The sequence below is a fragment of the Microbacterium sp. genome (assembly GCF_046295495.1).
Taxonomy (GTDB): domain Bacteria; phylum Actinomycetota; class Actinomycetes; order Actinomycetales; family Microbacteriaceae; genus Microbacterium.
Map to the genome: position 1 here is coordinate 1 of NZ_JBKBNC010000012.1, position 20,411 is coordinate 20,411.

Here is a 20,411-nt window from a genome sequence, read left to right on the forward strand (position 1 = left end):
GCTCGCCCGCCCGCTCGCCCGCCCGCCCTCCCGCCCGCCCGCCCGCCCGCCCGCTCGCCCGCCCGCCCGCCCGCCCGCCCGCCGAGTGTCCAAGAAACCCGGACGGCACGAGATCCTGTCCGGGTGTTCTGGACACTCGATGCTCGTCAGGGGGCGCGGGGGCGGGACGGCGGGGGCGGGGGCGGGGGCGCTCAGCGGACGATGTGGGCGACGTTCTCGGGCTCGGATGCCACGTCGAGCCGCAGCGCCTTCACCAGTGCCACGCCGTGCGAGGTGGTGAGCACGAGACGCTCGAACTCGTCATGACCGGAGAGGTCGACGACGACGCTCGGCTTGCGACCGCGGATGACGACGAAGTCGTTGCCGCCGGCGGACTTCCACGTGCCGGCGCCAACGGCGACGGGCAGGTTGATCCCGGGATTGGGCACCCCGCGGATCCACGTCCACGCGTCGTCGGTCAACTGCACCCGGTCGATGTGCTCGCGGGGAACGACGATGTTGCTCTTGCGGAACGACAGAGCGCGCTCGGTGGGAGACAGCACGACCTCGAGCTGCGTCGAATCCAACAGCAGGGTCACCATGCCCTCCATCCTGCCAGCGTCGCCCGGGCCGCATCGGCCCCCGGTCTCACAGGAGCGCAACGATCGCCGGCGATCACCGGCGGCGCCGCCCACGACCCCGATGTCGGCGCTGCGGGATAGCCTGGAGCGATGAGCACGGGCAGCGCTGCGCCGCGAGTCGCACCGGCCCGGGGCACCACGATCGACGATCTGCTGCGGCGCGTGCGCGCGGGTCACCGGCCCGACGTCGACGAGACCGAGGCCCTGCTGGGCGCCGACCTCGACGCGCTCCTCCCGACCGCTGCGGCCCTGCGCGACGAGGGACTCGAACGGGCCGGGCGCGCGCGCGTGATCACCTACTCGCGCAAAGTGTTCGTGCCGCTCACGACGCTGTGCCGCGACCGCTGCCACTACTGCGTGTTCGTCGACACCCCCGGCCAGCTCGCCCTGCTGCGCAAGCCCGCCTACATGAGCCCTGAGCAGGTGCTCACCGTCGTGCGCCAGGGGCAGGCCCTCGGCTGCAAAGAGGCGCTGCTGACCCTCGGCGACCGCCCCGAAGAACGCTGGCCCGAGGCCCGCGTGTGGCTCGACGAGCACGGTTTCGCCTCCACGATCGACTACGTCGCGCACATCGCCCGCCTCATCACCGCCGAGACCGGCATGCTCGTGCACGCCAACCCCGGCGTCATGCACCCCGACGAGCTGGCGACGCTGCGGCCCGTCTCGCCGTCCATGGGCATGATGCTCGAGACCACGTCGCGGCGCCTGTTCGAGGAGCCCGGGCAGGTGCACTTCGGCTCCCCCGACAAAGACCCCGAGCTGCGCCTCACGGTGATCGACGACGCCGGGGCCGCCGGCATCCCGTTCACCACCGGCATCCTGGTCGGCATCGGCGAGACCGTGCGCGATCGCGCCGAGTCGCTCGTCGCGCTTCGCGACAGCGACGACCGGCACGGCCACGTGCAGGAGGTGATCGTGCAGAACTTCCGCGCGAAGCCCCGCACCGCCATGCAGGGCGCCCCGGATGCCGACATGGCCGAGTACCTCGCCGCCGTCGCCGTCGCGCGATTCGTGCTCGGACCCGACATGCGCATCCAGGTTCCGCCGAACCTGTCCGACCCCCGCGAGCTGGGCCTGCTGATCGCGGCGGGAATCGACGACTGGGGAGGGGTGTCGCCGCTCACCGCCGACCACGTCAACCCCGAGCGCCCGTGGCCCCAGATCGACGAGCTCGCCGCCTCCACCGCGCGCCACGGCTACGAGCTGCGCGAGCGCCTTACCGCCCACCCCGAGTACGTGCACGACGCCCCCCGCTGGATCGACCCCGCCCTGCATGCACCCGTGCGGGCGCTGGCGGATGCCGACGGCCTCGCCGCCGACGTGATCCCCGGTGCCGCGCGGACGGCCGCGGCGGCCGCGACGGCGACAGAGGGAGGAACGCCCCGGCCCGTGGCATCCTCCGCTCAAACCGCAGACCCCGGCGTCCGGCGCCTCGCGGAGTCCGCCGCGGCCGACCCGCTCGCGCTCGACGACGCCGAGTGGACGCGGCTGCTGCGCGCCACGGGCGCCGAGCTCGACGCCCTCACCGTCGCGGCCGACGACGCGCGCCGCTACACCGTCGGCGAGCCGGTGACCCTCGTGCGCAACCGCAACCTCACCTCGACCGGGTTCCGTCGCGCGGGCCGCGCCGGCGCGGGCGAGTTCGACCTCGCGGATGCCGAGGCGATCGCCGCGGATGCCGCCGGGCTCGGTGCCACCGAGATCTGCGTCCAAGGCACCCTGGCCGAGGGCGAAGACCCCGCCGGGTACCTCGACCTCGTGCGGGCCGTGAAGCGCGGGGCTCCCGGCATCCACGTCCACGCGTTCCGCCCGCTCGACGTCCGCGATCTGGCCGATCGCGGCGGATGGGGGCTCGAGGGGGCGCTCGCGGCGATGCGCGAGGCCGGCGTCGACACCGTTCCAGGTACCGGAGTGAAGGTGGTGAGCGAGCGCGTCCGCGGGCTCATCGCCCCGGGCGACCTCGAGATCGACCGCTGGGTCGAGGGCATCACGGCCGCCCACCGAGCCGGCTTCCGCTCCACCTCGGTGCTGTTCTACGGCCACGTCGAGACCGCCGAGGAGCGCGTCGCGCACCTGCGGACGCTTCGGGGCATCCAGGCCGAGACGAAGGGCTTCGCCGAGTTCGTGCCGATCCCGCTCCCCGGTGGCGACGTGCCCCTGGTCGAGGGTCGTTCCCCGCTGGACGAGCACCGCGCGATGGTCGCGGTGTCGCGACTGCTCCTGTCGGGGGCGATCCCGCACGTGCAGATCCCCTGGACCCGCGTGGGGCGCGAGAGCGCCGCGGTGCTGCTGCGTTCCGGGGGCGACGACCTCGGCGGCACGCTCTTCGACGGGCGCGTGCTGCCCGACACCGGCATCGAGCAGGGCCTCGAGCTGCCCGTCGCGGCGGCTGAGCGGATCGCGCGGAGCCTGATGCGCCCGTTCCGCCTGCGCACCACCGACTACGGCGCGGTCGTGCCGCCGATCGACCCCGCCCCGCCGTACGTCGTCACGGGCGGGGGCACGACGTTCCCGGTCGCCCACCCCGCCGCCGGGGCCCCGGCGTGAGCGTCGTCGACGTCGTCGTGGTCGGCGCGGGCTTCGCCGGGCTCGGCATGGCCGACGCCCTGCGGCGCGCGGGACGCGACGACGTCGTGGTCATCGAGCGCGCGGGCGACGTCGGCGGCACGTGGCGCGACAACACGTATCCGGGCGTCGCGTGCGACGTCCCGGCGCACCTGTACAGCTACGCCGCGCACCCGCACGCGGGGTGGTCGCGAACGTTCGCCGAGGGGCACGAGATCCAGCAGTACCTCCGCGACGTCGCCGCGGGCCTCGGCGACCGCATCCGCCTGCACACCCCGCTCGTCGGGGCGGAGTGGGATGCCGAGACCTCGGTGTGGCACATCGACACCGGCGCCGCGACCCTTCGGGCGCGCTCGCTGGTGCTCGCGTGCGGACGACTCACCGAACCGCACGTGCCCGCGATCGACGGCCTCGAGTCCTTCCCCGGTCCGCTGTTCCACTCCGCCCGCTGGGACCACGCCGTCGACCTCACCGACAGGAACGTCGCGGTGGTCGGCACCGGCGCGAGCGCGGTGCAGCTCGTCCCCGAGCTCGCCCGCCGCGCCGCGCACGTGACGCTGTTCCAGCGCACCCCGGCGTGGATCGTGCCCCGCGGAGGTGGCGAGATCCCCGCGGCCGAGCGCGAACGTCTCGCCGACGACCCCGGCGCCCTCGCGCGGCTGCGCGCCGAGCTGTACGCCGAGGGGGAGGCGCGCTTCGCGTCGCGCTCGGGCGATGACGCGGCCGCCTCCGCCGCTCGCGAAGTCGCGCTCGCGCACCTGCACGCCCAGGTGTCCGACCCCGCGTTGCGCGCCGCGCTCACCCCCGACTACGCCTTCGGGTGCAAGCGGGTGCTGCTCTCCGACGCGTTCTACCCCGCCGTGGCATCCGACCGGGTCACCCTCGAACCCACCGCCCTCGACCGGGTCGACGGGTCGACGCTCACCGCCGCGAGCGGGCGCCGCCACGAGGCCGATGTGCTCGTGCTGGCGACGGGCTTCGCCTCGACGCAGCAGCCGTACGCCGACCTGGTGCGCGGTGACGACGAGACGCTCGCCGAGCACTGGAGCACGGGAATGACCTCGTTCAGCTCCACGGTCGTCGCGGGCTTCCCGAACCTCTTCGTGCTGAACGGTCCCAACGCGAGCCTCGGCCACAACTCGGCCGTCCTCATGGCCGAGGAGCAGGCGGCCTACGTCGTGCGCGCCCTGTGCGAGCGCGACCGCCGGCCCGGGCGCGTGCTGCGCGTGCGCCCGGAGGCCGAGGCGGCGTACACCGACGAGATCGCCGCGGCCGCGGCATCCACCCCCTGGCTGACCGGCGGATGCCGCAACTGGTACGTCGACGAGCGGTCGGGGCGCCTGACGCTGTTGTGGCCCGGGACCGTGCAGGCGTTCCGCGAGCGCCTCACCGGCGCCGACGGGTCGGAGTTCGAACCCGCGCACACCCCCGTGCGCGGCTGACGCATCGCCCCGCGCACGCCCCGTGCGCGACCCACGCAGAAGGAGAGTCATGAGCGTTCCGCTGAGATTCGGTTACAAGGCCTCGAGCGAGCAGTTCGGGCCCAACGAGCTGCTCGACTTCGGCGTGCTCGCCGAAGAGATGGGCTTCGACTCGGTCTTCCTCTCCGACCACCTGCAGCCGTGGCGGCACGAGGGCGGGCACGCCCCGAATGCCCTGCCGTGGCTCGGCGCGCTCGGTGCCCGCACCCAGCGCGTGATGCTCGGCACGAGCGTGCTCACCCCCACGTTCCGCTACCACCCGGGCGTCATCGCCCAGGTGTTCGCCACTCTCGGTGTGATGTTCCCGGGCCGCGTCGCCCTCGGTGTCGGCACGGGTGAGGCGCTCAACGAGGTGACCCTCGGCCTCGACTGGCCCGAGCCGCCCGAGCGCTTCCAGCGCCTGAAAGAGGCCATCACGCTCATCGACAAGCTGTGGACCGAAGACCGGGTCACCTTCGAGGGCACCTACTACTCGGTGAAGGATGCCACGATCTACGACCGGCCCGAGCAGAAGGTGCCGATCTACATCGGCGCCTCGGGTCCCGCGGCCACGCGCCTGGCCGGCCGCATCGCCGAGGGGTACATCACCACGAGCGGCAAGGATCCCGAGCTCTACACCGAGAAGCTGCTGCCCGCTCTCGACGACGGGCTCGGCAAGGCCGGCCGCACGCGCGACGACGTGGACACGCTCATGGAGGTCAAGGTCTCGTACCACCCCGACCACGCCACCGCGCTCGAAAAGACGCGCTTCTGGGCTCCGCTGGCGCTCTCGGCCGAAGAGAAGATGAGCGTGCACGACCCCCTCGAGATGCAGCGCCTCGCCGACGAGCTGCCCATCGAGCGCGCGGCATCCCGGTTCATCGTCTCGACCGATCCCGACGAGCACGTCGAGCGCATCGCGCACTACGTCGACCTCGGGTTCCGTCACCTCGTGTTCCACGACCCCGGTCACGACCAGGAGGAGTTCCTGCGCACCTACGGGTCGGAGATCCTGCCCCGCCTGCGCAAGCGCTTCGCCTGACGCCGCCGCCGGCGGCCGCGCCGGCGCGGCGGCGGCTGGCGGCCGCGGCGGGGCGCCGAGATCACGCTTGTTCGTCGAGATGACCCGCGGTTGACTGCCATCCCGGGTCATCTCGACAAGGGCCCGTCATCTCGACGCCCCGCCTGCACGTTTCGCGGCGCCCCGCCACCCCCGCACGGGAATGTCGGATGGCCCGCACACAATGGAGGCGATGAGCATTCCTGACACCTCCGGCTGGACGATCATCGTGCCGGTCAAGCCCGCCGCCGTCGGTAAGACGCGTCTGACCGACGTCGGCACCGACCGCGAGGCCCTCGCGCGCGCCATCGCGCTCGACACCATCGCGGCCGCCGCGGCGACGCCCCGTGTCGCTCACGTGCTGGTGGTCACCGACGACGCCGAGGTGTCGGCGCTCGTGTCGCTCTGGCCCGCCGTCGACGTCGTGCCCGAGGGAGACATGCGCGGCCTCGACGCGGCGATCGCGCTCGGCGCCGACGCGGCCGGCCAGGGCGTGCCTCGGGCGGCTCTACTGGGCGACGTGCCCGCGCTCACCCCGCACGACCTCGACGCCGCCCTCGAGCTCGCCGGCCACGTGGAGCGGGGCCTGGTCCCGGATGCCGAGGGCACCGGCTCCACCCTCGTCACCGCGCGCCCGGGCGCGGTATGGGTGTCAGCCTTCGGCCCCGACTCCGCCGCGCGCCACCGCCTGCTCGGCTGCACCGGTCTGGACGTCCCCCGTGACTCCACGCTGCGCCGCGATGTCGACACCGCCGCACAGTTGGCCGAGGCCGTGTCGCTGGGTGTGGGGCCGCGGACGTCGGCGGTGCTGGCGGAAGCGGCGGCGTAAGACACCGCCCGGATCCTGGGCGTCGATCTACGCCCCGAGCGCCGCCTCGACGATCGCCGCCGACGTCTCCTCGTCGCGCATCCACAGCGGCGCGACGACCGCCCGGATCCCCGCGGCGTCGACCTCCGGTGCGGCGGCGGCATCCTCCTCCGCGAGCAGCCACGCGTCCAGCACCCCGCCGGCCGACCGCGCACCGTAGTGCTCCGCGACGGCCGCGGCCGAGGTCTCGACGCCGATCGCCGTGAGGCACACGTCGGCCATGCCGCGAACGACGCGCCCGCCGATGATCGGCGAAACCCCCACGACGCGCGCCGACGTGGCCGCCAGCGCCCCGCGGATACCGGGGACGGCGAGGATCGGACCGATCGACACGACGGGGTTCGACGGCGCGAACAGCACCACGTCCGCCGCCGCGATGGCATCCGTCACTCCGGGGGCGGGCACGGCATCCGCGATCCCGGGGTTCTCGAAGGCGCTCGGGGTCAGCTGCGCGCGGTGCCGCGTCCACCACTCCTGGAAGTGCAGGCGCCGCCCGTCGTCGAGCAGCACGTGAGTGTCGACCTCGCTGTCGGTCATGGGCAGCAGACGGATGCCGAGCGGCCACCGCTCCGCCATGCGGGCGAGCACCTGGGTCGGGGTGAAGCCCTCGCGCAACCAGCCGGTGCGCGCGAGATGGGTGCCGAGGTCGAGGTCGCCGAGGGTGAACCAGGGCCACCCCGCGCCCCACGCCTGCAGTTCTTCATTCACCCGCTCGGTGTCGCCCGCGCGGCCCCAGCCGCGCACGGTGTCGTTGACCCCGGCCAGGGCGTAGGTGATCGAGTCGACGTCGGGCTGCAGCCGCACGCCCGAGAGCCACAGGTCGTCGCCGGTGTTGACGACCACGGTCGCATCGGGGGCACCCAGGCGGCGAAGGGCGGCGCGGACGCCGAGGGTGAACTTCGACCCCCCGACTCCACCGGCGAGGACGACGACACGGGGTGAGGAGGGAGCCATCGTTCCAGTCTTCCACCGCACGGCCGGGCCCGGGATCGCGCCGGGACGCCTGGGTAGGTCGGAGCCGGTGCCGGGTCGGAGCCGGTGCCGGTTCGGGGCGCTCCCTCGCGGCCGGCGCCGTGCACAACTCCGGGAAATCCCACGCACACCCCGCCGCCGGCCGCGGCATCCTGGACACCCCGCTCGACCGCACCGCCCATCTACAGGAGTCGTGCACCGCCCAGCGACTCGCCGCGACGTCGGGAACCCGGCCCCGACCCCTTACTGCGCGAGCAGTGTCGGGTCCAGCGCCTCCGCCGCGGCCTTCGCCGCGATCGGCAGCGCCTCGAGCACGCGCTCGAGGGCGACGTCGTCGTGGGCCGCGGTGAGGAACCAGGCCTCGAACACGCTGGGGGGCAGCGAGACGCCGGCATCCAGCATCGCGTGGAAGAACGACGCGTAGCGGTAGGACTGCTGCGTGAGGGCCGTGGCGTAGTCGCGGGGGACCTCGGGCAGGAAGGCGACGCCGAAGAGCGAGCCCGCGCGGGGCACGGCGTGCACGACGCCCTCCGCGGTGAGGGCCGCATCGAGCGCGTCGGCGATCCGGGTCGCGGCGGCGTCCACCGCGGCGTACACCTCGGGCGTCGCCAGGCGCAGCGTCGCCAGGCCCGCCGCGACCGACAGCGGGTTCCCCGACAGCGTGCCCGCCTGGTACACCGGGCCGAGGGGCGCGAGGTGGTCCATGATCTCGGCGCGTCCGGCGAGGGCGGCCAGCGGCATCCCTCCGCCGATGACCTTGCCGTAGGTGAGGATGTCGGGCAGATAGCGCTCGCCCTGCGACGCCTGCAGGCCCCAGAAGCCGGCGGGGTGCACGCGGAAACCGGTGAGCACCTCGTCCATGATCAGCAGGGCTCCGCGGCTGTGCGCGATGTCGGCGATCGCGGCGTTGAAGCCGGGGAGCGGGGGGACCACGCCCATGTTGGCCGAGGCCGCCTCGACGATGATCGCGGCGATGTTCTCGCCGTGCACCGCGAACACCTCGCGCACCGCGTCGAGGTCGTTGTAGGGCAGCACGAGGGTCTGGGCGGCGATGGGCGCGGGAACGCCCGCCGAACCGGGGAGGGCGAGAGTGGCGACGCCCGACCCCGCTGCGGCCAGCAGCCCGTCGGAGTGACCGTGGTAGTGCCCGGCGAACTTGATGAGCAGGTCGCGACCGGTGACGCCGCGCGCGAGGCGGATCGCCGTCATCGTCGCCTCGGTGCCGGTCGAGACCAGGCGCACCTTCTCGATCGGCGCGAGGTCGTCGACCCGCACGCGCTGGGCCACCAGGTCGGCCAGCTCGACCTCGGCCCCCGTCGGGGCGCCGAACGACAGACCCCGGGATGCCGCCGCCTGCACCGCCGCGACCACCTCGGGGTGAGCGTGACCGAGCAGCGCCGGGCCCCACGAGGCCACGAGGTCGACGTACTCGCGACCCGCGGCATCCGTGATGCGGGGACCGGACGCGGACTGCACGAAGCGCGGCGTCCCGCCCACCGACCCGTAGGCGCGCACCGGCGAGTTCACCCCGCCCGGGATGACGTCCTTGGCGCGGGCGAACCACTGGTCGTTGAGATCGGTCATGGGTTGCTCATCCTCTCGATGTGCACAACGCAGGAGGGTCGTACGCCGTCCTGCGCCACGAAGCTGCACGGTCAATCTTTCCGCAGTCGTGTGCGGAGCGGCCTCGAACGGCGGTGGGAATCTCCTGCGTCGTGTCCGGCCGGCCGGCCACAGCGCCGGTCGGAACAGACGACGGTCGGGGCTAGAGCTCGGCGTGGAGCCAGCGGGCGGCTTCGACGGCCCAATACGTCAGGATCGCATCGGCGCCCGCGCGGCGGATGCCGAGCAGGCTCTCCAGGATCGCGCCGCGGCGGTCGATCCAGCCGTGGGCGGCGGCGGCCTCGACCATCGCGTACTCCCCCGACACCTGATACGCCCACACCGGCACGTCGACCGAGGCCTTCACGTCGGCGAGGACGTCGAGGTAGGGCAGGGCCGGCTTGACCATGACCACGTCGGCGCCCTCTTCGACATCGAGCAGCGCCTCGCGCACGCCCTCGCGGCCGTTGCCGGGATCGAGCTGGTACGACCGGCGATCGCCCTTCAGCTGGGAGTCGACCGCCTCGCGGAACGGGCCATAGAAGGCCCCGGCGTACTTTGCGGAGTAGGCGAGGATCAGCGTGTCGGTGAAGCCCTCGGCATCCAGTGCCTCGCGCACGGCGCCGACCTGGCCGTCCATCATGCCCGACAGCCCCAGCATCGCCGAGCCCGCGCGCGCCTGCGCGAGTCCCATCGCGGTGTAGCGCTCGAGCGTGGCGTCGTTGTCGACCGCACCGTCGGCCTGCAGTACGCCGCAGTGACCGTGGTCGGTGAACTCGTCGAGGCACAGGTCGGTCTGCACCACGAGCGCATCGCCCACCTCGGCGACGACGGCCTCGGTCGCGACGTTCAGGATGCCGCGGGGGTCGTCGGCTCCGGAGCCCACGGCGTCGCGCACCTCCGGCACGCCGAAGAGCATCACCCCGCCGATGCGCTCCTCGGCCGCCTCGGCGACGGCCCGGCGCAGCGAATCGAGCGAGTGCTGCACGATGCCGGGCATCGATCCGATCGGGCTCGGCTCCGTGATGCCCTCGCGCACGAACATCGGCAGCACGAGCTGCGACGGCACGAGGTGCGTCTCGCGGGCGAGACGACGGACGGCGGGGGTGCGGCGCAGGCGCCGCGGGCGGTGCTCGGGGAAGCTCATGGGGTCGATTCGTCGGTGGGGAGGGGGAAGCGGGCGACGGCATCGATCAGGGAGTCGACGGTCTGCGTCTCGGCCACGACGTCGACGCTGAGTCCCGCGCGCTTGGCATCCTTGGCGGTGCGCGGGCCGATCGCGGCGATGACGGTGGATGCCGGGATCTCGGGGAACTGCTCGACCACCTGTTCGGCGACCGAACCGCTCGTGACGAGGATCGCGTTGATGCGCCCCGACTGCACGTCACCGGCGATCTTCTCGGTGACGGGCACGCCCACGGTGCGGTAGGCCACGACGCTGCGCACGTTGTGCCCGGCCTCGATGAGCAGGCGCGTGAGCACGGGCTTGGCGATCTCACTGCGCAAGGTCAGCACCTTGCGGGGCTCGGTCTCGAGGGCGATCATCTGCTCGGCCATGCCCTGGGCGGAGTTGTCGCGCTCGGGGACGAGGTCGACGTGGTAGCCCACGGCCTGCATCGCGGCGGCCGTCGTCTCGCCCACGACGGCGACCTTGGTCTGATCGGGGATCACGGCCTCGTAGGCGTAGAGCACGTCGACCGTGGTGGCGCTGGTCAGGGTCAACCAGTCGAACGCGCCCGCCGCCAGGTCGGCGAGCGCCTGGTCGAGGGTCGCCTGGTCGTTGGTGGGCGCGAAGTTGATCAGGGGCGCGATGACCGGAACGGCCCCGAGCTGCCGCAGTCGCGCGGCGACGCCGTCGCCCCAGGGGCCACCGCGTGGCACGAGGACGCGCCGGCCGGCGAGCGGCTTGGGCACGCTGCCCGTCGAGGGGTTCGGCGTGTGCCAGTGGCCTTCATTCATGTGGTCGACTCTCGTGGTACCAGGTCGGCCGCCCCACGTTCGAGCAACCGACGCGCGGCTTCTCGGCCCGCTCGCGTCGCACGCGCGATCGGCCCCCCGTCGTCGGCAGCATCCGCTCCATTGCCACTGCCCGGTTCCCCACCATACCCCGGCGCGAGACGCACGGTCCGGTCGATGCCGATCCGTTGTGTTCCGTCGAGAGCGTAGACCACCGCGCGCAGGCGGAGATCGCCCTCCACGAGGGCGGCGTGGGTGCCGACGGGGGCGCTGCAGCCCGCGTCGAGGGCTTGGAGCACGATGCGCTCCGCCGTGATCGCGACGCGGGTGTCCTCGTCGTCGAGCTGAGCGAGGGCGGCGTGGATCTCGGGATCGATGTCGTCGCGCGTCTCCACGGCGAGCGACCCCTGCCCCGGCGCGGTGGGCCACTCCGACAGGCCCAGGGCTTCGGCGTGCAGGCCGCCCAGGTCGCCGCCGAGACGGGAGATGCCCGCGGCGGCGAGGATGACGGCATCCAGCTCTCCGTCGCGCACGCGCGCGAGGCGGGAGTCGACGTTGCCGCGGATGTCGCGGATGTCGAGGCGGGGGTTGTGCCGCAGGGCCTGGGCGATGCGACGCGGCGATCCGGTGCCCACCCGCGCCCCCGGCGCCAGCGCGCCGAGCGGGGTGCCGTCGCGGGTGACGACGACGTCGCGGGCGTCTTCGCGCGGCGGCGTCGCGGCGATCACGAGGCCGTCGGGCTGCAGCGTCGGCAGGTCTTTGAGCGAGTGCACCAGGAAGTCGCACCGATCGGCGGCGAGCGCCTCGCGCAGACCGTTGGCGAACACGCCGCGACCGCCCAACTGCGACAGCGAGGCGCGGTTGACGTCGCCCTCCGACACGATCGGCACGAGCTCGACGGGGCGCCCGGATGCCGCGGCCACCGCGTCGGCGACCATCTGCGACTGCGCCATCGCCAGCGTGCTGCGACGTGTGCCCAGCCGCAGGGGCGTGCTCACTGGAGGATCTCGGGGATCTCGTCGAGCGTGACGAGACGGCCGGTGTAGAACGGCACCTCCTCGCGCACGTGGCGCCGCGCCTCGGTGTAACGGAGGTCGCGCATCATGTCGACGAGGTCGGTGAGCACGTCGGACTCCATCGGCAGCATCCACTCGTAGTCGCCGAGGGCGAAGGATGCCACCGTGTTCGCGATGACGCCGCGGTACTCGGACCCCTTCTTGCCGTGCTCGATGAGCATGTCGCGGCGCTCCTCCTCGGGCAGGAGGTACCACTCGTAGCTGCGCACGAACGGGTAGAGGCACAGCCACTGCTTCGCCTCGATGCCGCGGAGGAAGCCGGGCACGTGCGAGCGGTTGAACTCGGCGTCGCGGTGCACGCCCATCGCGTTCCAGGTGGGAAGCAGATTCTTCAGCAGCTCGGTGCGGCGCAGACGCCGCAGATCGCGCTGCAGCGCCTGGGGGTCTTCACCGTGGAGCCACACCATGAGGTCGGCGTCGGCGCGCAGACCGCTGACGTCGTAGAAACCGCGCACGGTCACCCCGTCGGCCTCGACGAGCGAGACGAGGTCGGCGAGTTCGGTCGCGTCGACGGCGGTGACCGGGTTCTCGGGATCGCGGCGGAAGACCGCCCACAGCGTGTAGACGGAGGAGGAGGAGCTGTCGTGGGACATGTACCCAGTGTCGTCCGGTCGGAGCGGCCGTCCAAACCGGTTGACTCACCGCCGAAGCACCCCTCCCCCGCGACGACGGGATGCGCCACCGGGCCGGCGGGGTGCGCGCGGGTCGCGCGCGTTGATACTGTGCGTCGACGGCGTCGGGGGACGCCCGCCGGAAGGGTGCCCCATGTGGCTGTACGACCTCCCCATGTCCGTGGGGCTGCCGCTGTTCATCGTGCTCGTGGTGGGCGGTTCGTGTCTGATCCTGCTCGTCCTCCGAAAGTGGGTCTTCCGCGTGGCCCCGCAGGGTGAGGAGTGGGATCGCGTCCTCAGTTACGCGGTGGGCGCGTACGGCGTGTTCTACGGCGTCACGCTGGCCCTCATCGCGGCCGCGGCCTACGGCAACTTCACCGAGGTCGACGGCGTCGTGCTGGAGGAGTCCTCGTCGCTCGCCTCGCTCTACCGCACGGCGTCGCTGCTGCCCGATCCGCAGGGCGATGAGTTGCGGAACCAGATCGTGCAGTACACGCGCAACGTCATCGACCTCGACTGGCCGCTGCAGAAGCGCCTCGAGATCCCGTCGGAGACGGATGCCAACATCTCGGCGATGCAGCAGGCGATCGGCGAGGTGCAGCCGTCGACCCCCGCCGAGACGCTGTACGTGCAGCAGTCGCTCGATCAGTTCCAGCTGCTGGTGGAGAACCGGCGCGACCGCATCGCGTTGACGCACCTCGCGCTTCCGAGCGTGCTGTGGATCGTGTTGAGCGTGGGGGCCGTGTTGAACGCCGTGCTCATCGCCCTGATCGAGGTGCGCAATCTGCGCGTGCACCTGCTGATGTCGAGCATGCTCGCCCTGTTCGTGGCGCTGCTGCTGTACGCCATCGCCGGCTTCGACCACGCCTACGCGGGGCCGATCGCGGTGACGCCGGAGCACTTCGAGGATCTTCTGCAGGGGCTGTTCGCGAACGAGCCGTAGGGGTGCACAGCCCCGCGGACCGCCGGCCGGCGAGGCGCCGCCCGCCTCCTCGGCGACGTGCGATCCCGCGGATGCTCGCGACCGCGTGCCCCGCCGCCCGCCGCCCCGGCCGCCCCAGCCGCCCGGCCGCCCCGGCCGCCCCGGCGGAGCGGATGCCGGAAACGGCGAAGCGGCCCGCCCCCCGAAGGGAACCGGGCCGCTTCGCGGACGGATCAGCGCGTGTAGGCGCGGACGATGCCCCAGACGGCGACGCCCACGAGGGCGGCGACACCCGCGACGGCCGCGGCGGCGGCCCCCGGGTTGCGCTGCGCCTTGGCGCGCGCGTCGTGGACGGTGCGATCGACGGCGTCGCTCGCACGGCGGGGGAGGTTCGCCTTGACCTCGATCGCGGCGAGGGCCGCCTTCAGCTCGGCACGGGCGGCTTCGACGGGGTCGGTGATCCCCAGCGGCACGGCGGTGCGGGGCACGGGAACGGGACGCTCAATACTCATCGCGGGCCTCCTTGACGATGCGGACGTCTTCGGCGATGGCCTTGCCGGGGTTCTCGCGGTTCGAGAGCTTCTTGAACCGCAGGTAGCCGAGCAATGCCAGGATCGCGGTGACCACCAGCATCACGCCGAAGACGACGAGAGCGGACAGCCATACGGGCCACCACGACGACAGACCGGCGATCACGAACGCGAAGAACACCGGCACGGCCCAGAACAGCACGATGAGCGCGCCGACGAACCAGCCGGCGCCGATCCCGGCGTCTTTCGCGGTGCGCTGCGCCCACGCCTTGGCACCGTTGATCTCGGCGACGACGAGGTTGCGCACGAGCTCGGGGATGTCTCCGAGCAGCGTGAACAGGCCGTCGTCGGAGCGGTCGCGGAATCCGCGCGGAGTGGTCATGCGTCAGCTCCCGGACGAGTCGGAGCCGCTCTTGGCCGCTCGGGCGCGCGAAGACGCGGTCTTCTCGGCCTGCTTGGCGTCGTCGACGGAGTCCTCCACGACGTCGGCCACCTCGTGGGCCGACTGCTTGGCGGCGCGCGTCGCGCGCTGGGCGCGCTCCTGGGCGCTACCCGACTGGGCCGCGGCGCCGGTGACCGACTTCGCGCCCTTCCACACCACGCCGGGAACGGACCTGAGGGCGGAGACGCCGAACGCCTTCACCTTCTCGACCTGTCCCTGCACGACGGGCTGGTCCCAGACCTTCTCGGCCTGCGCCTTGATCTGCTCGTACCGCTGGCGGCCGGCCCGTGCTCCGAGCACGTAGCCCGCCGCGAGTCCGACGACGAGTGCTGCTTTGCCCCGCATGGGGTCTCCTCACGCTCGTTCGAGTTGTGGTCGAGTCTCACAGTAGTCACGTATGCCGCCTCCGGCATCCACCCTTGACAGGGGGCGGTGCGTGCGGGAGGGCGACGCGCGTCAGCGACCCCAGAGTGCCGCGCTGCGGACGCGATCGGCCTCGTCGCGCGCGTCGGGTATCACCTGCGCCAGACCGGTGCCGGAGAGCCAGGCGCCCGTCGCGCCGAGTCCCGCGACGGCGCGCACCGCCCCGCGGGCGGCGGCCGTCACGGCCGCGCGGCCGATGGTCGCCGCGGGCTGCGACTGCACGTAGCGCACGCGGTGGGAATCGCGCAGGGCGGATGCCGGAACCTCGACGCCGAGCATCGCAGCGGCCTCGGCCAGGGCGAGCCGCGCCGCCGCGTCGTCATCGAGCGCCGCGGTGGCGGGCTCCTCGCCCTGCGCGCCGAACGACACGCGCACGACGTGGACGCCGGGCTCGGTGGCATCCCGCACCCAGTCCCATTTGGCGGTGGAGTGCGTGAGCGCTTTCGCGACGAAACTCCCGGGCACCGTCAAGACCCCGGTCCCCCGCGGCGCCCGGTCGAGGACCGGGGCGTTCACCACCAGGGTCACCACCTCGACGACCGGGGCGACCGGCTCGGCGGCCTCGAGGCCCGGCACGACGGGCGCGAGCAGGGCACGGGCCGGCCCCTCGGGAAGGGCGACGATGACGGCGTGGGCGGCGAGCGGCTGCTCGTCGGCCGAGGTCGCGAGCGCCCACCCGTCGTCGGTGCGGGTGAGGCTCTCGGCGGCGACGTCGGTGCGCAGGTCGGCGCCGGCGTCGCGGAGGTGCGCGACGAGCGCGTCGACGAGGCGCGACATCCCGCCCACGATGCCCTCGACGGCGCCGCCGGGTGCTGCCGCCCTCGGCGCCTCCCCCGCGACGACGGGGACGTCGGAGGCGGGAGCGTCGGCGGGGCGGGCCGTGGCCCGGCGCGCGCGCAGCTCCGCGACGGCGCCGGTGAGCGAACCGGTGCGCGTGAGGGCGGCGTTCAGACCCGGGGCCGCGAGGTCGACGTCGATGTCGTCGGGACGGGCGGAGTAGACCCCGCTCGTGACGGGAGCGACGAGGCGGTCGAGCACGCGCTCGCCCAGGCGCGAGCGCACGAGCTTGCCCAGGCTGTGCTCATGGCCGATCGTGAACGGCGGGCGCACGCGGTCGACGTAGGCGCGCCACGCGCCCGACCAGCCGATGATGCGGCGCACGTCGGGGGCGAAGGGATTGTCGGGGATGCCGAGCACCCCGCCCTTCGGCAGGGGCGCGGCGCCGACGCCCGGGACGCCGGCGACCCAGGCCCCGGCCGGGTTCGGCGACACGACCTCGGTGCCGAGACCCAGCTCGTCGAGCAGGTCGCGCACGACGCCGCCCCGCGTCGCGAAGCTCTCGGCACCCACGTCGAGCCGGACACCTCCCACCTCGGCCGCTCGGATGACGCCGCCGAAGACCCCGCTCGCCTCGAGCACGGTGACCTGCAGGCCGACCTTGGTGCACTCGCGCGCGGCCACGAGGCCCGAGACGCCCCCGCCGATCACGATCACGCGCGTCTCGTGGGCGTGCCGGACCAGGCGGTCGAGGGACTCGCTCACGCCTCTTTCCCGTGGGCACGGGCGACGATGCGGGTCAGCACGTCGGGGTCGGTGTCGGGCGGCACGCCGTGGCCGAGGTTGAGCACGTGCGCGCGCGCCGCGCGGCCGCGGGCGAGCACGTCGTCGACGTGGGCGGCGAGCACCGGCCACGGCGCCCCGAGCAGGGCCGGGTCGATGTTGCCCTGCAGGGTGGTGTCGGGGCCGACGAGCGCGGCCGCCTCGTCGAGCGGCATCCGCCAGTCGACGCCCACCGCGTCGGCGAGACCACCGAGGCGCATGTCGTCGAGGAAGGCCCCGGTGCCCACGCCGAAGTGGATGCGGGGCACCTCGATGCCCTCGAGCGCCTCGGTGGAGTGGGGCGCGATGAACTCGCGGAAGGTCGAGGGCGAGAGCGAGCCTGCCCACGAGTCGAAGAGCTGCACGGCCTGCGCCCCGCCCTCGATCTGCGCGTCGAGGAACGCGCGCGACACCTTCGCGAGCCACGCGGCGAGGCGGTGCCACGAGGCGGGGTCGGCGTGCATCATGCCGCGCGCGCGCAGGTGCTCCTTCGACGGCCCGCCCTCGACGAGATAGGCGGCGAGCGTGAAGGGTGCACCCGCGAAGCCGATCAGCGGCACCTGGTCGTCGAGCTCGGCGGTGACCCGGCGTGCGGCCTCGCGGACAGGTTCGGCCGCCGCGGCGACCTCGGCCGGATCGATCGCGGTGACCCGCGCCACGTCGTCGGCGGTGCGCACCGGATCGGCGAACACCGGACCGCGACCGGGCTCGATCACGACGTCGACACCGGCCAGGCGCAGCGGCACGACGATGTCGCTGAAGAAGATCGCGGCGTCCACGTCGTGACGACGGATCGGCTGGAGCGTGATCTCGGCCGCGAGGTCGGGGGTCAGGCACGCGTCGAGCATGCGCGTGCCCACGCGCAGCTCGCGGTACTCCGGGAGCGACCGCCCCGCCTGCCGCATGAACCACACCGGCTGCCGCTCGGGACGGTCGCCTCGGAGGGCGCGGAGCAGGGGTGCGTCGAGGGAGGCCATGGCATCCATCCTCCCATCCGCGCTCCTCGCACGAGGGGGATGCCTTGACGTCGAGAGGCCGCCCGGAATACCCCGAGGGACCCGGGCGTAGAATATGTACGTGCTGCTGTGCGTCAGCGCGAGTCACAAGACCGCGTCCTTCGAGCTCCTCGAGCGACTCAGCGTACCCTCGACCCCCGTCGCTCCCCTGATCGCCGAGCACGACGAATGCGTCCAGGGCGCTGTGGTCGTCGCGACGTGCAACCGCTTCGAGGCCTACGTCGACATGGACGAGCCGGTCACCGCCGCGGTCGCCCTCGGCATCGACGCCACCCTCAGCGCGATCGAGGCCGCCACCGGCGTGCCCGCGAGCGAGCTGGAGGGGTCGTACACCGTCATGGGCGGCGACGACGTGGCCGAGCACCTGTTCTCGGTGGCGTCCGGACTCGAATCCGTCGTCGTCGGCGAGGGCGAGATCGCCGGCCAGGTGCGCCGTGCCCTCACCGAGTCGCGCCAGCTGGGGACGACCTCCGCCGAGCTCGAGCGTCTGTTCCAACGCGCGTCCGAGGCGCAGCGCGGCGTGAAGAACTCCACCGCGATCGGTCGCGCCGGCCGCTCGCTCGTGCGCCTCGGCCTCGAGCTCGCCGACAGCCGCATCGCCGACTGGTCGACGCAGCGCGTCCTGCTCGTGGGAACCGGCGCCTACGCCGCGGCCACGGTCGCGGCCCTTCGCGACCAGGGCGCCGAAGACATCTCGGTGCACTCCCCCTCGGGCCGCGCCGCGACCTTCGCCGCCAAGCACGGCCTCAAGACCGTGTCGGCCGAGACGTTCCCGACGGCCGTCGCCCATGCCGACCTCGTCATCACCTGCACGACGAGCGAGCACCACGTCGTCAGCGCGGCCACGTTCTCCGCCGGACGCACGGGTGCCGAGTCCACGGCCCCCGCCGCGTCCTGCCCGGTCGATCACGCCGGTCGCCGCCTGGTCATCGACCTCGGCCTGCCGCGCAACGTCGACCCCGACGTCGCCACCGTCCCGGGCGTCGACCTGCTCGACCTCGAGACCATCCGCCTGCACGCCCCGCTCGAGGAGCTGCAGGCCACCGACGCCGCGCGCGACCTCGTGCGCGACGCCGCGCGGCGCTTCGCCACCGTCGGCGAGCGCAAGAACATCACGCCCGCCGTCGTGGCGCTGCGTGCGCACGTGTTCGGCGTGCTCGACGCCGAGGTGGCCCGCGTCCGCGCCCGCGGCGACGAGGGCGGCCAGACCGAGCAGGCCCTGCGTCACCTCGTCGGCGTGCTGCTGCACACCCCGACCACGCGCGCGCACGAGCTCGCCGAGACCGGACGCGCCGACGAGTACATCGACGCCCTGTCGGCGCTGTTCGGCATCGAGGTCGCCGATCCCGCGGCCTCACGCGACGCCGGCCATCGCGACGGCATCGCCGACGCGGGCTGACCCTCCCCACGCGACTCGAGGGCCCGCCGTTCCGCGGGGCCCGCGCAAGCTGAGCCGTGTCTCGGCCGGCTCCTCGGCGGGAACGGAGGGCTTCCCGCGCGCGGAGGACCGCACCCCCGGCATCCATCCTCCCGTGCCGGGATCTCTCGCCGGGCGAGGGGCGGACGTCCCGAGCGGCGCGACGGCTCGGGCAAGATGGGTGCCGTGAGCACTCCGGCATCCGAGGTCTACGTCGTCACGGGAGAAGATCGCGCCCGCAACGGCCTGCGGTGGGCGGCGACCGTCGTGCTCGGTCTGCTGGACGCAGGCGGCGTCGCGCCGTCGGTGAGCGAGGTGGTCGTGCGGCGGGTCGACGGTTCGCTGGTCAAGCGGCTGCCGCCGGGCGACGTCGACGAGTTCCGCGTGCAACTGAACGAGATCACCCTCGACCTCGCCGCAATGGATGCCGTGCCCTTCGCGCAGAAGTGGATCGCGGCGCCGGAGTGACCGGCGCGGGCGGCGCGTGTGAAGCCGCGGCGCGTGGGGACGCCGCGGCGTGGGGCGGGTCGGGGGCTGGATCACGCTGACCCCTCGGTCGCGAGACGCCGCCGCGACGGCGGGGGCCGCGGCTCGGGTGGCGCCGGCGCTCGCGGCGACGCGCGGGAGTGACACGCGAACGGCGCCTCGCGCGGGCGGCGCGATCGAACGCCGGGCGGGCGAGAATGGACGCATGAGCCTGCGCATCACCGACGACCCCGCCGCCGACGACCTGCTCTCCCGCAACCCGCTCGCCCTGCTGATCGGCATGCTGCTCGACCAGCAGGTGGCGATGGAGACGGCGTTCGCGGGTCCGCTGAAGATCCAGGAGCGCACCGGGTCGATGGATGCCGCGACGATCGCGCACGAAGACCCCGACGACTTCGCCGCTGCCTTCGCGCAGTCCCCCGCGGTGCACCGGTTCCCCGGGTCGATGGCCACGCGCGTGCAGGCGCTGTGCGCCGCCGTCGAGGAGGACTGGGACGGGGACGCCGCCACCATCTGGAGCCGCGACGACCCCGACGGCGCGACCGTGCTGAAGCGGCTGAAGGCGCTGCCGGGCTTCGGTGAGCAGAAGGCCAAGATCTTCCTCGCTCTTCTGGGCAAACAGCGAGGCTTCGACGGCGCCGGCTGGCGCGAGGCGTCGGCGCCCTACGGCGAGGAGGGCGCCTTCCGCTCGGTCGCCGACATCGTCAGCCCCGAGTCGCTGACGAAGGTGCGCGAGCACAAGCGCGCGGCGAAGGCGGCGGCGAAAGAGACGAAGTAGCGCCGCGC

20 protein-coding genes are annotated in these 20,411 nt (G+C 73.4%); 8 read left to right on the top strand and 12 right to left on the bottom strand.

The genetic code is table 11. From position 1 onward, the window contains the following. Positions 1-191: 191 nt before the first annotated feature. Complete coding sequence (locus ACK4LS_RS06585; protein ID WP_409714980.1) at positions 192-581, bottom strand: hypothetical protein; 390 nt, start codon at positions 579-581, stop codon at positions 192-194. Between the two features lie 129 nt (positions 582-710). Between ACK4LS_RS06585 and cofG the strand changes: the two genes are divergently transcribed. The 4 genes from cofG (at position 711) to cofC (ending at position 6,534) form a co-directional block, all read left to right on the top strand. Next, a complete protein-coding gene (gene cofG / locus ACK4LS_RS06590) occupies positions 711-3,167 on the top strand; it encodes a 7,8-didemethyl-8-hydroxy-5-deazariboflavin synthase CofG (protein ID WP_409714983.1) in 2,457 nt (818 codons plus the stop codon). Continuing rightward, complete coding sequence (locus tag ACK4LS_RS06595; RefSeq protein WP_409714986.1) at positions 3,164-4,627, top strand: flavin-containing monooxygenase; 1,464 nt, start codon at positions 3,164-3,166, stop codon at positions 4,625-4,627. The genes cofG and ACK4LS_RS06595 overlap by 4 nt, the downstream gene beginning before the upstream one ends. A gap of 49 nt (positions 4,628-4,676) precedes the next feature. Next, complete coding sequence (gene fgd, locus ACK4LS_RS06600) at positions 4,677-5,687, top strand: glucose-6-phosphate dehydrogenase (coenzyme-F420) (RefSeq protein ID WP_409714989.1); 1,011 nt, start codon at positions 4,677-4,679, stop codon at positions 5,685-5,687. Positions 5,688-5,898: 211 nt separating this feature from the next. Continuing rightward, a complete protein-coding gene (cofC, locus tag ACK4LS_RS06605; RefSeq protein WP_409714992.1) occupies positions 5,899-6,534 on the top strand; it encodes a 2-phospho-L-lactate guanylyltransferase in 636 nt (211 codons plus the stop codon). A gap of 27 nt (positions 6,535-6,561) precedes the next feature. Here cofC and cofD read toward each other — a convergent pair whose 3' ends face one another. The 6 genes from cofD to hemQ form a co-directional block, all read right to left on the bottom strand. After that, positions 6,562-7,527, bottom strand: coding sequence for a 2-phospho-L-lactate transferase (gene cofD / locus ACK4LS_RS06610; RefSeq protein WP_409714995.1), 966 nt, complete (start codon positions 7,525-7,527; stop codon positions 6,562-6,564). A 261-nt stretch (positions 7,528-7,788) separates the two neighbouring features. Beyond that, a complete protein-coding gene (hemL, locus tag ACK4LS_RS06615) occupies positions 7,789-9,129 on the bottom strand; it encodes a glutamate-1-semialdehyde 2,1-aminomutase (RefSeq protein ID WP_409714998.1) in 1,341 nt (446 codons plus the stop codon). Positions 9,130-9,310: 181 nt separating this feature from the next. Then, entirely contained in the window at positions 9,311-10,294 is a 984-nt protein-coding gene (hemB, locus tag ACK4LS_RS06620) for a porphobilinogen synthase (RefSeq protein ID WP_409715001.1), read from the bottom strand. Then, a complete protein-coding gene (locus ACK4LS_RS06625; protein WP_409715003.1) occupies positions 10,291-11,106 on the bottom strand; it encodes a uroporphyrinogen-III synthase in 816 nt (271 codons plus the stop codon). The genes hemB and ACK4LS_RS06625 overlap by 4 nt, the downstream gene beginning before the upstream one ends. Continuing rightward, positions 11,103-12,101, bottom strand: a complete 999-nt coding sequence (gene hemC, locus ACK4LS_RS06630; RefSeq protein ID WP_409715006.1) for a hydroxymethylbilane synthase — start codon at positions 12,099-12,101, stop codon at positions 11,103-11,105. The genes ACK4LS_RS06625 and hemC overlap by 4 nt, the downstream gene beginning before the upstream one ends. After that, entirely contained in the window at positions 12,098-12,772 is a 675-nt protein-coding gene (gene hemQ, locus ACK4LS_RS06635) for a hydrogen peroxide-dependent heme synthase (protein WP_409715009.1), read from the bottom strand. The genes hemC and hemQ overlap by 4 nt, the downstream gene beginning before the upstream one ends. A gap of 172 nt (positions 12,773-12,944) precedes the next feature. Between hemQ and ACK4LS_RS06640 the strand changes: the two genes are divergently transcribed. Continuing rightward, positions 12,945-13,733 (top strand): DUF4239 domain-containing protein, encoded by a 789-nt coding sequence (locus ACK4LS_RS06640; protein ID WP_409715012.1) that lies wholly within the window; start codon positions 12,945-12,947, stop codon positions 13,731-13,733. A 212-nt stretch (positions 13,734-13,945) separates the two neighbouring features. On the opposite strand, the gene ACK4LS_RS06645 is transcribed toward ACK4LS_RS06640, so the two are convergent. The 5 genes from ACK4LS_RS06645 to hemE all read right to left on the bottom strand — a co-directional run bounded on the left by ACK4LS_RS06645 (position 13,946) and on the right by hemE (position 17,683). Beyond that, entirely contained in the window at positions 13,946-14,224 is a 279-nt protein-coding gene (locus ACK4LS_RS06645; protein ID WP_409715015.1) for a hypothetical protein, read from the bottom strand. After that, positions 14,214-14,624 (bottom strand): phage holin family protein, encoded by a 411-nt coding sequence (locus ACK4LS_RS06650; protein ID WP_409715018.1) that lies wholly within the window; start codon positions 14,622-14,624, stop codon positions 14,214-14,216. Before ACK4LS_RS06650 ends, ACK4LS_RS06645 begins: the two co-directional genes overlap by 11 nt. Positions 14,625-14,627: 3 nt before the next feature. Continuing rightward, the gene (locus tag ACK4LS_RS06655; protein WP_409715020.1) at positions 14,628-15,029 is read right to left on the bottom strand and encodes a hypothetical protein; all 402 of its coding nucleotides are present in this window, start codon (positions 15,027-15,029) and stop codon (positions 14,628-14,630) included. 111 nt (positions 15,030-15,140) lie between these two features. After that, positions 15,141-16,649: a protoporphyrinogen oxidase gene (gene hemG, locus ACK4LS_RS06660; RefSeq protein WP_409715023.1), complete on the bottom strand. Its 1,509-nt coding sequence runs from the start codon at positions 16,647-16,649 to the stop codon at positions 15,141-15,143. Next, positions 16,646-17,683, bottom strand: coding sequence for a uroporphyrinogen decarboxylase (gene hemE, locus ACK4LS_RS06665; RefSeq protein WP_409715026.1), 1,038 nt, complete (start codon positions 17,681-17,683; stop codon positions 16,646-16,648). The genes hemG and hemE overlap by 4 nt, the downstream gene beginning before the upstream one ends. Before the next feature lie 100 nt (positions 17,684-17,783). Between hemE and ACK4LS_RS06670 the strand changes: the two genes are divergently transcribed. From ACK4LS_RS06670 to ACK4LS_RS06680, 3 genes are all read left to right on the top strand, one after another. Further along, on the top strand, positions 17,784-19,121 hold the full coding sequence (locus ACK4LS_RS06670) for a glutamyl-tRNA reductase (RefSeq protein WP_409715029.1): 1,338 nt from the start codon (positions 17,784-17,786) through the stop codon (positions 19,119-19,121). Positions 19,122-19,325: 204 nt separating this feature from the next. Then, positions 19,326-19,607 (top strand): hypothetical protein, encoded by a 282-nt coding sequence (locus tag ACK4LS_RS06675; protein WP_409715032.1) that lies wholly within the window; start codon positions 19,326-19,328, stop codon positions 19,605-19,607. Positions 19,608-19,830: 223 nt separating this feature from the next. Then, a complete protein-coding gene (locus tag ACK4LS_RS06680; protein ID WP_409715035.1) occupies positions 19,831-20,403 on the top strand; it encodes an HhH-GPD-type base excision DNA repair protein in 573 nt (190 codons plus the stop codon). The last annotated feature ends 8 nt before the right edge of the window (positions 20,404-20,411 follow it).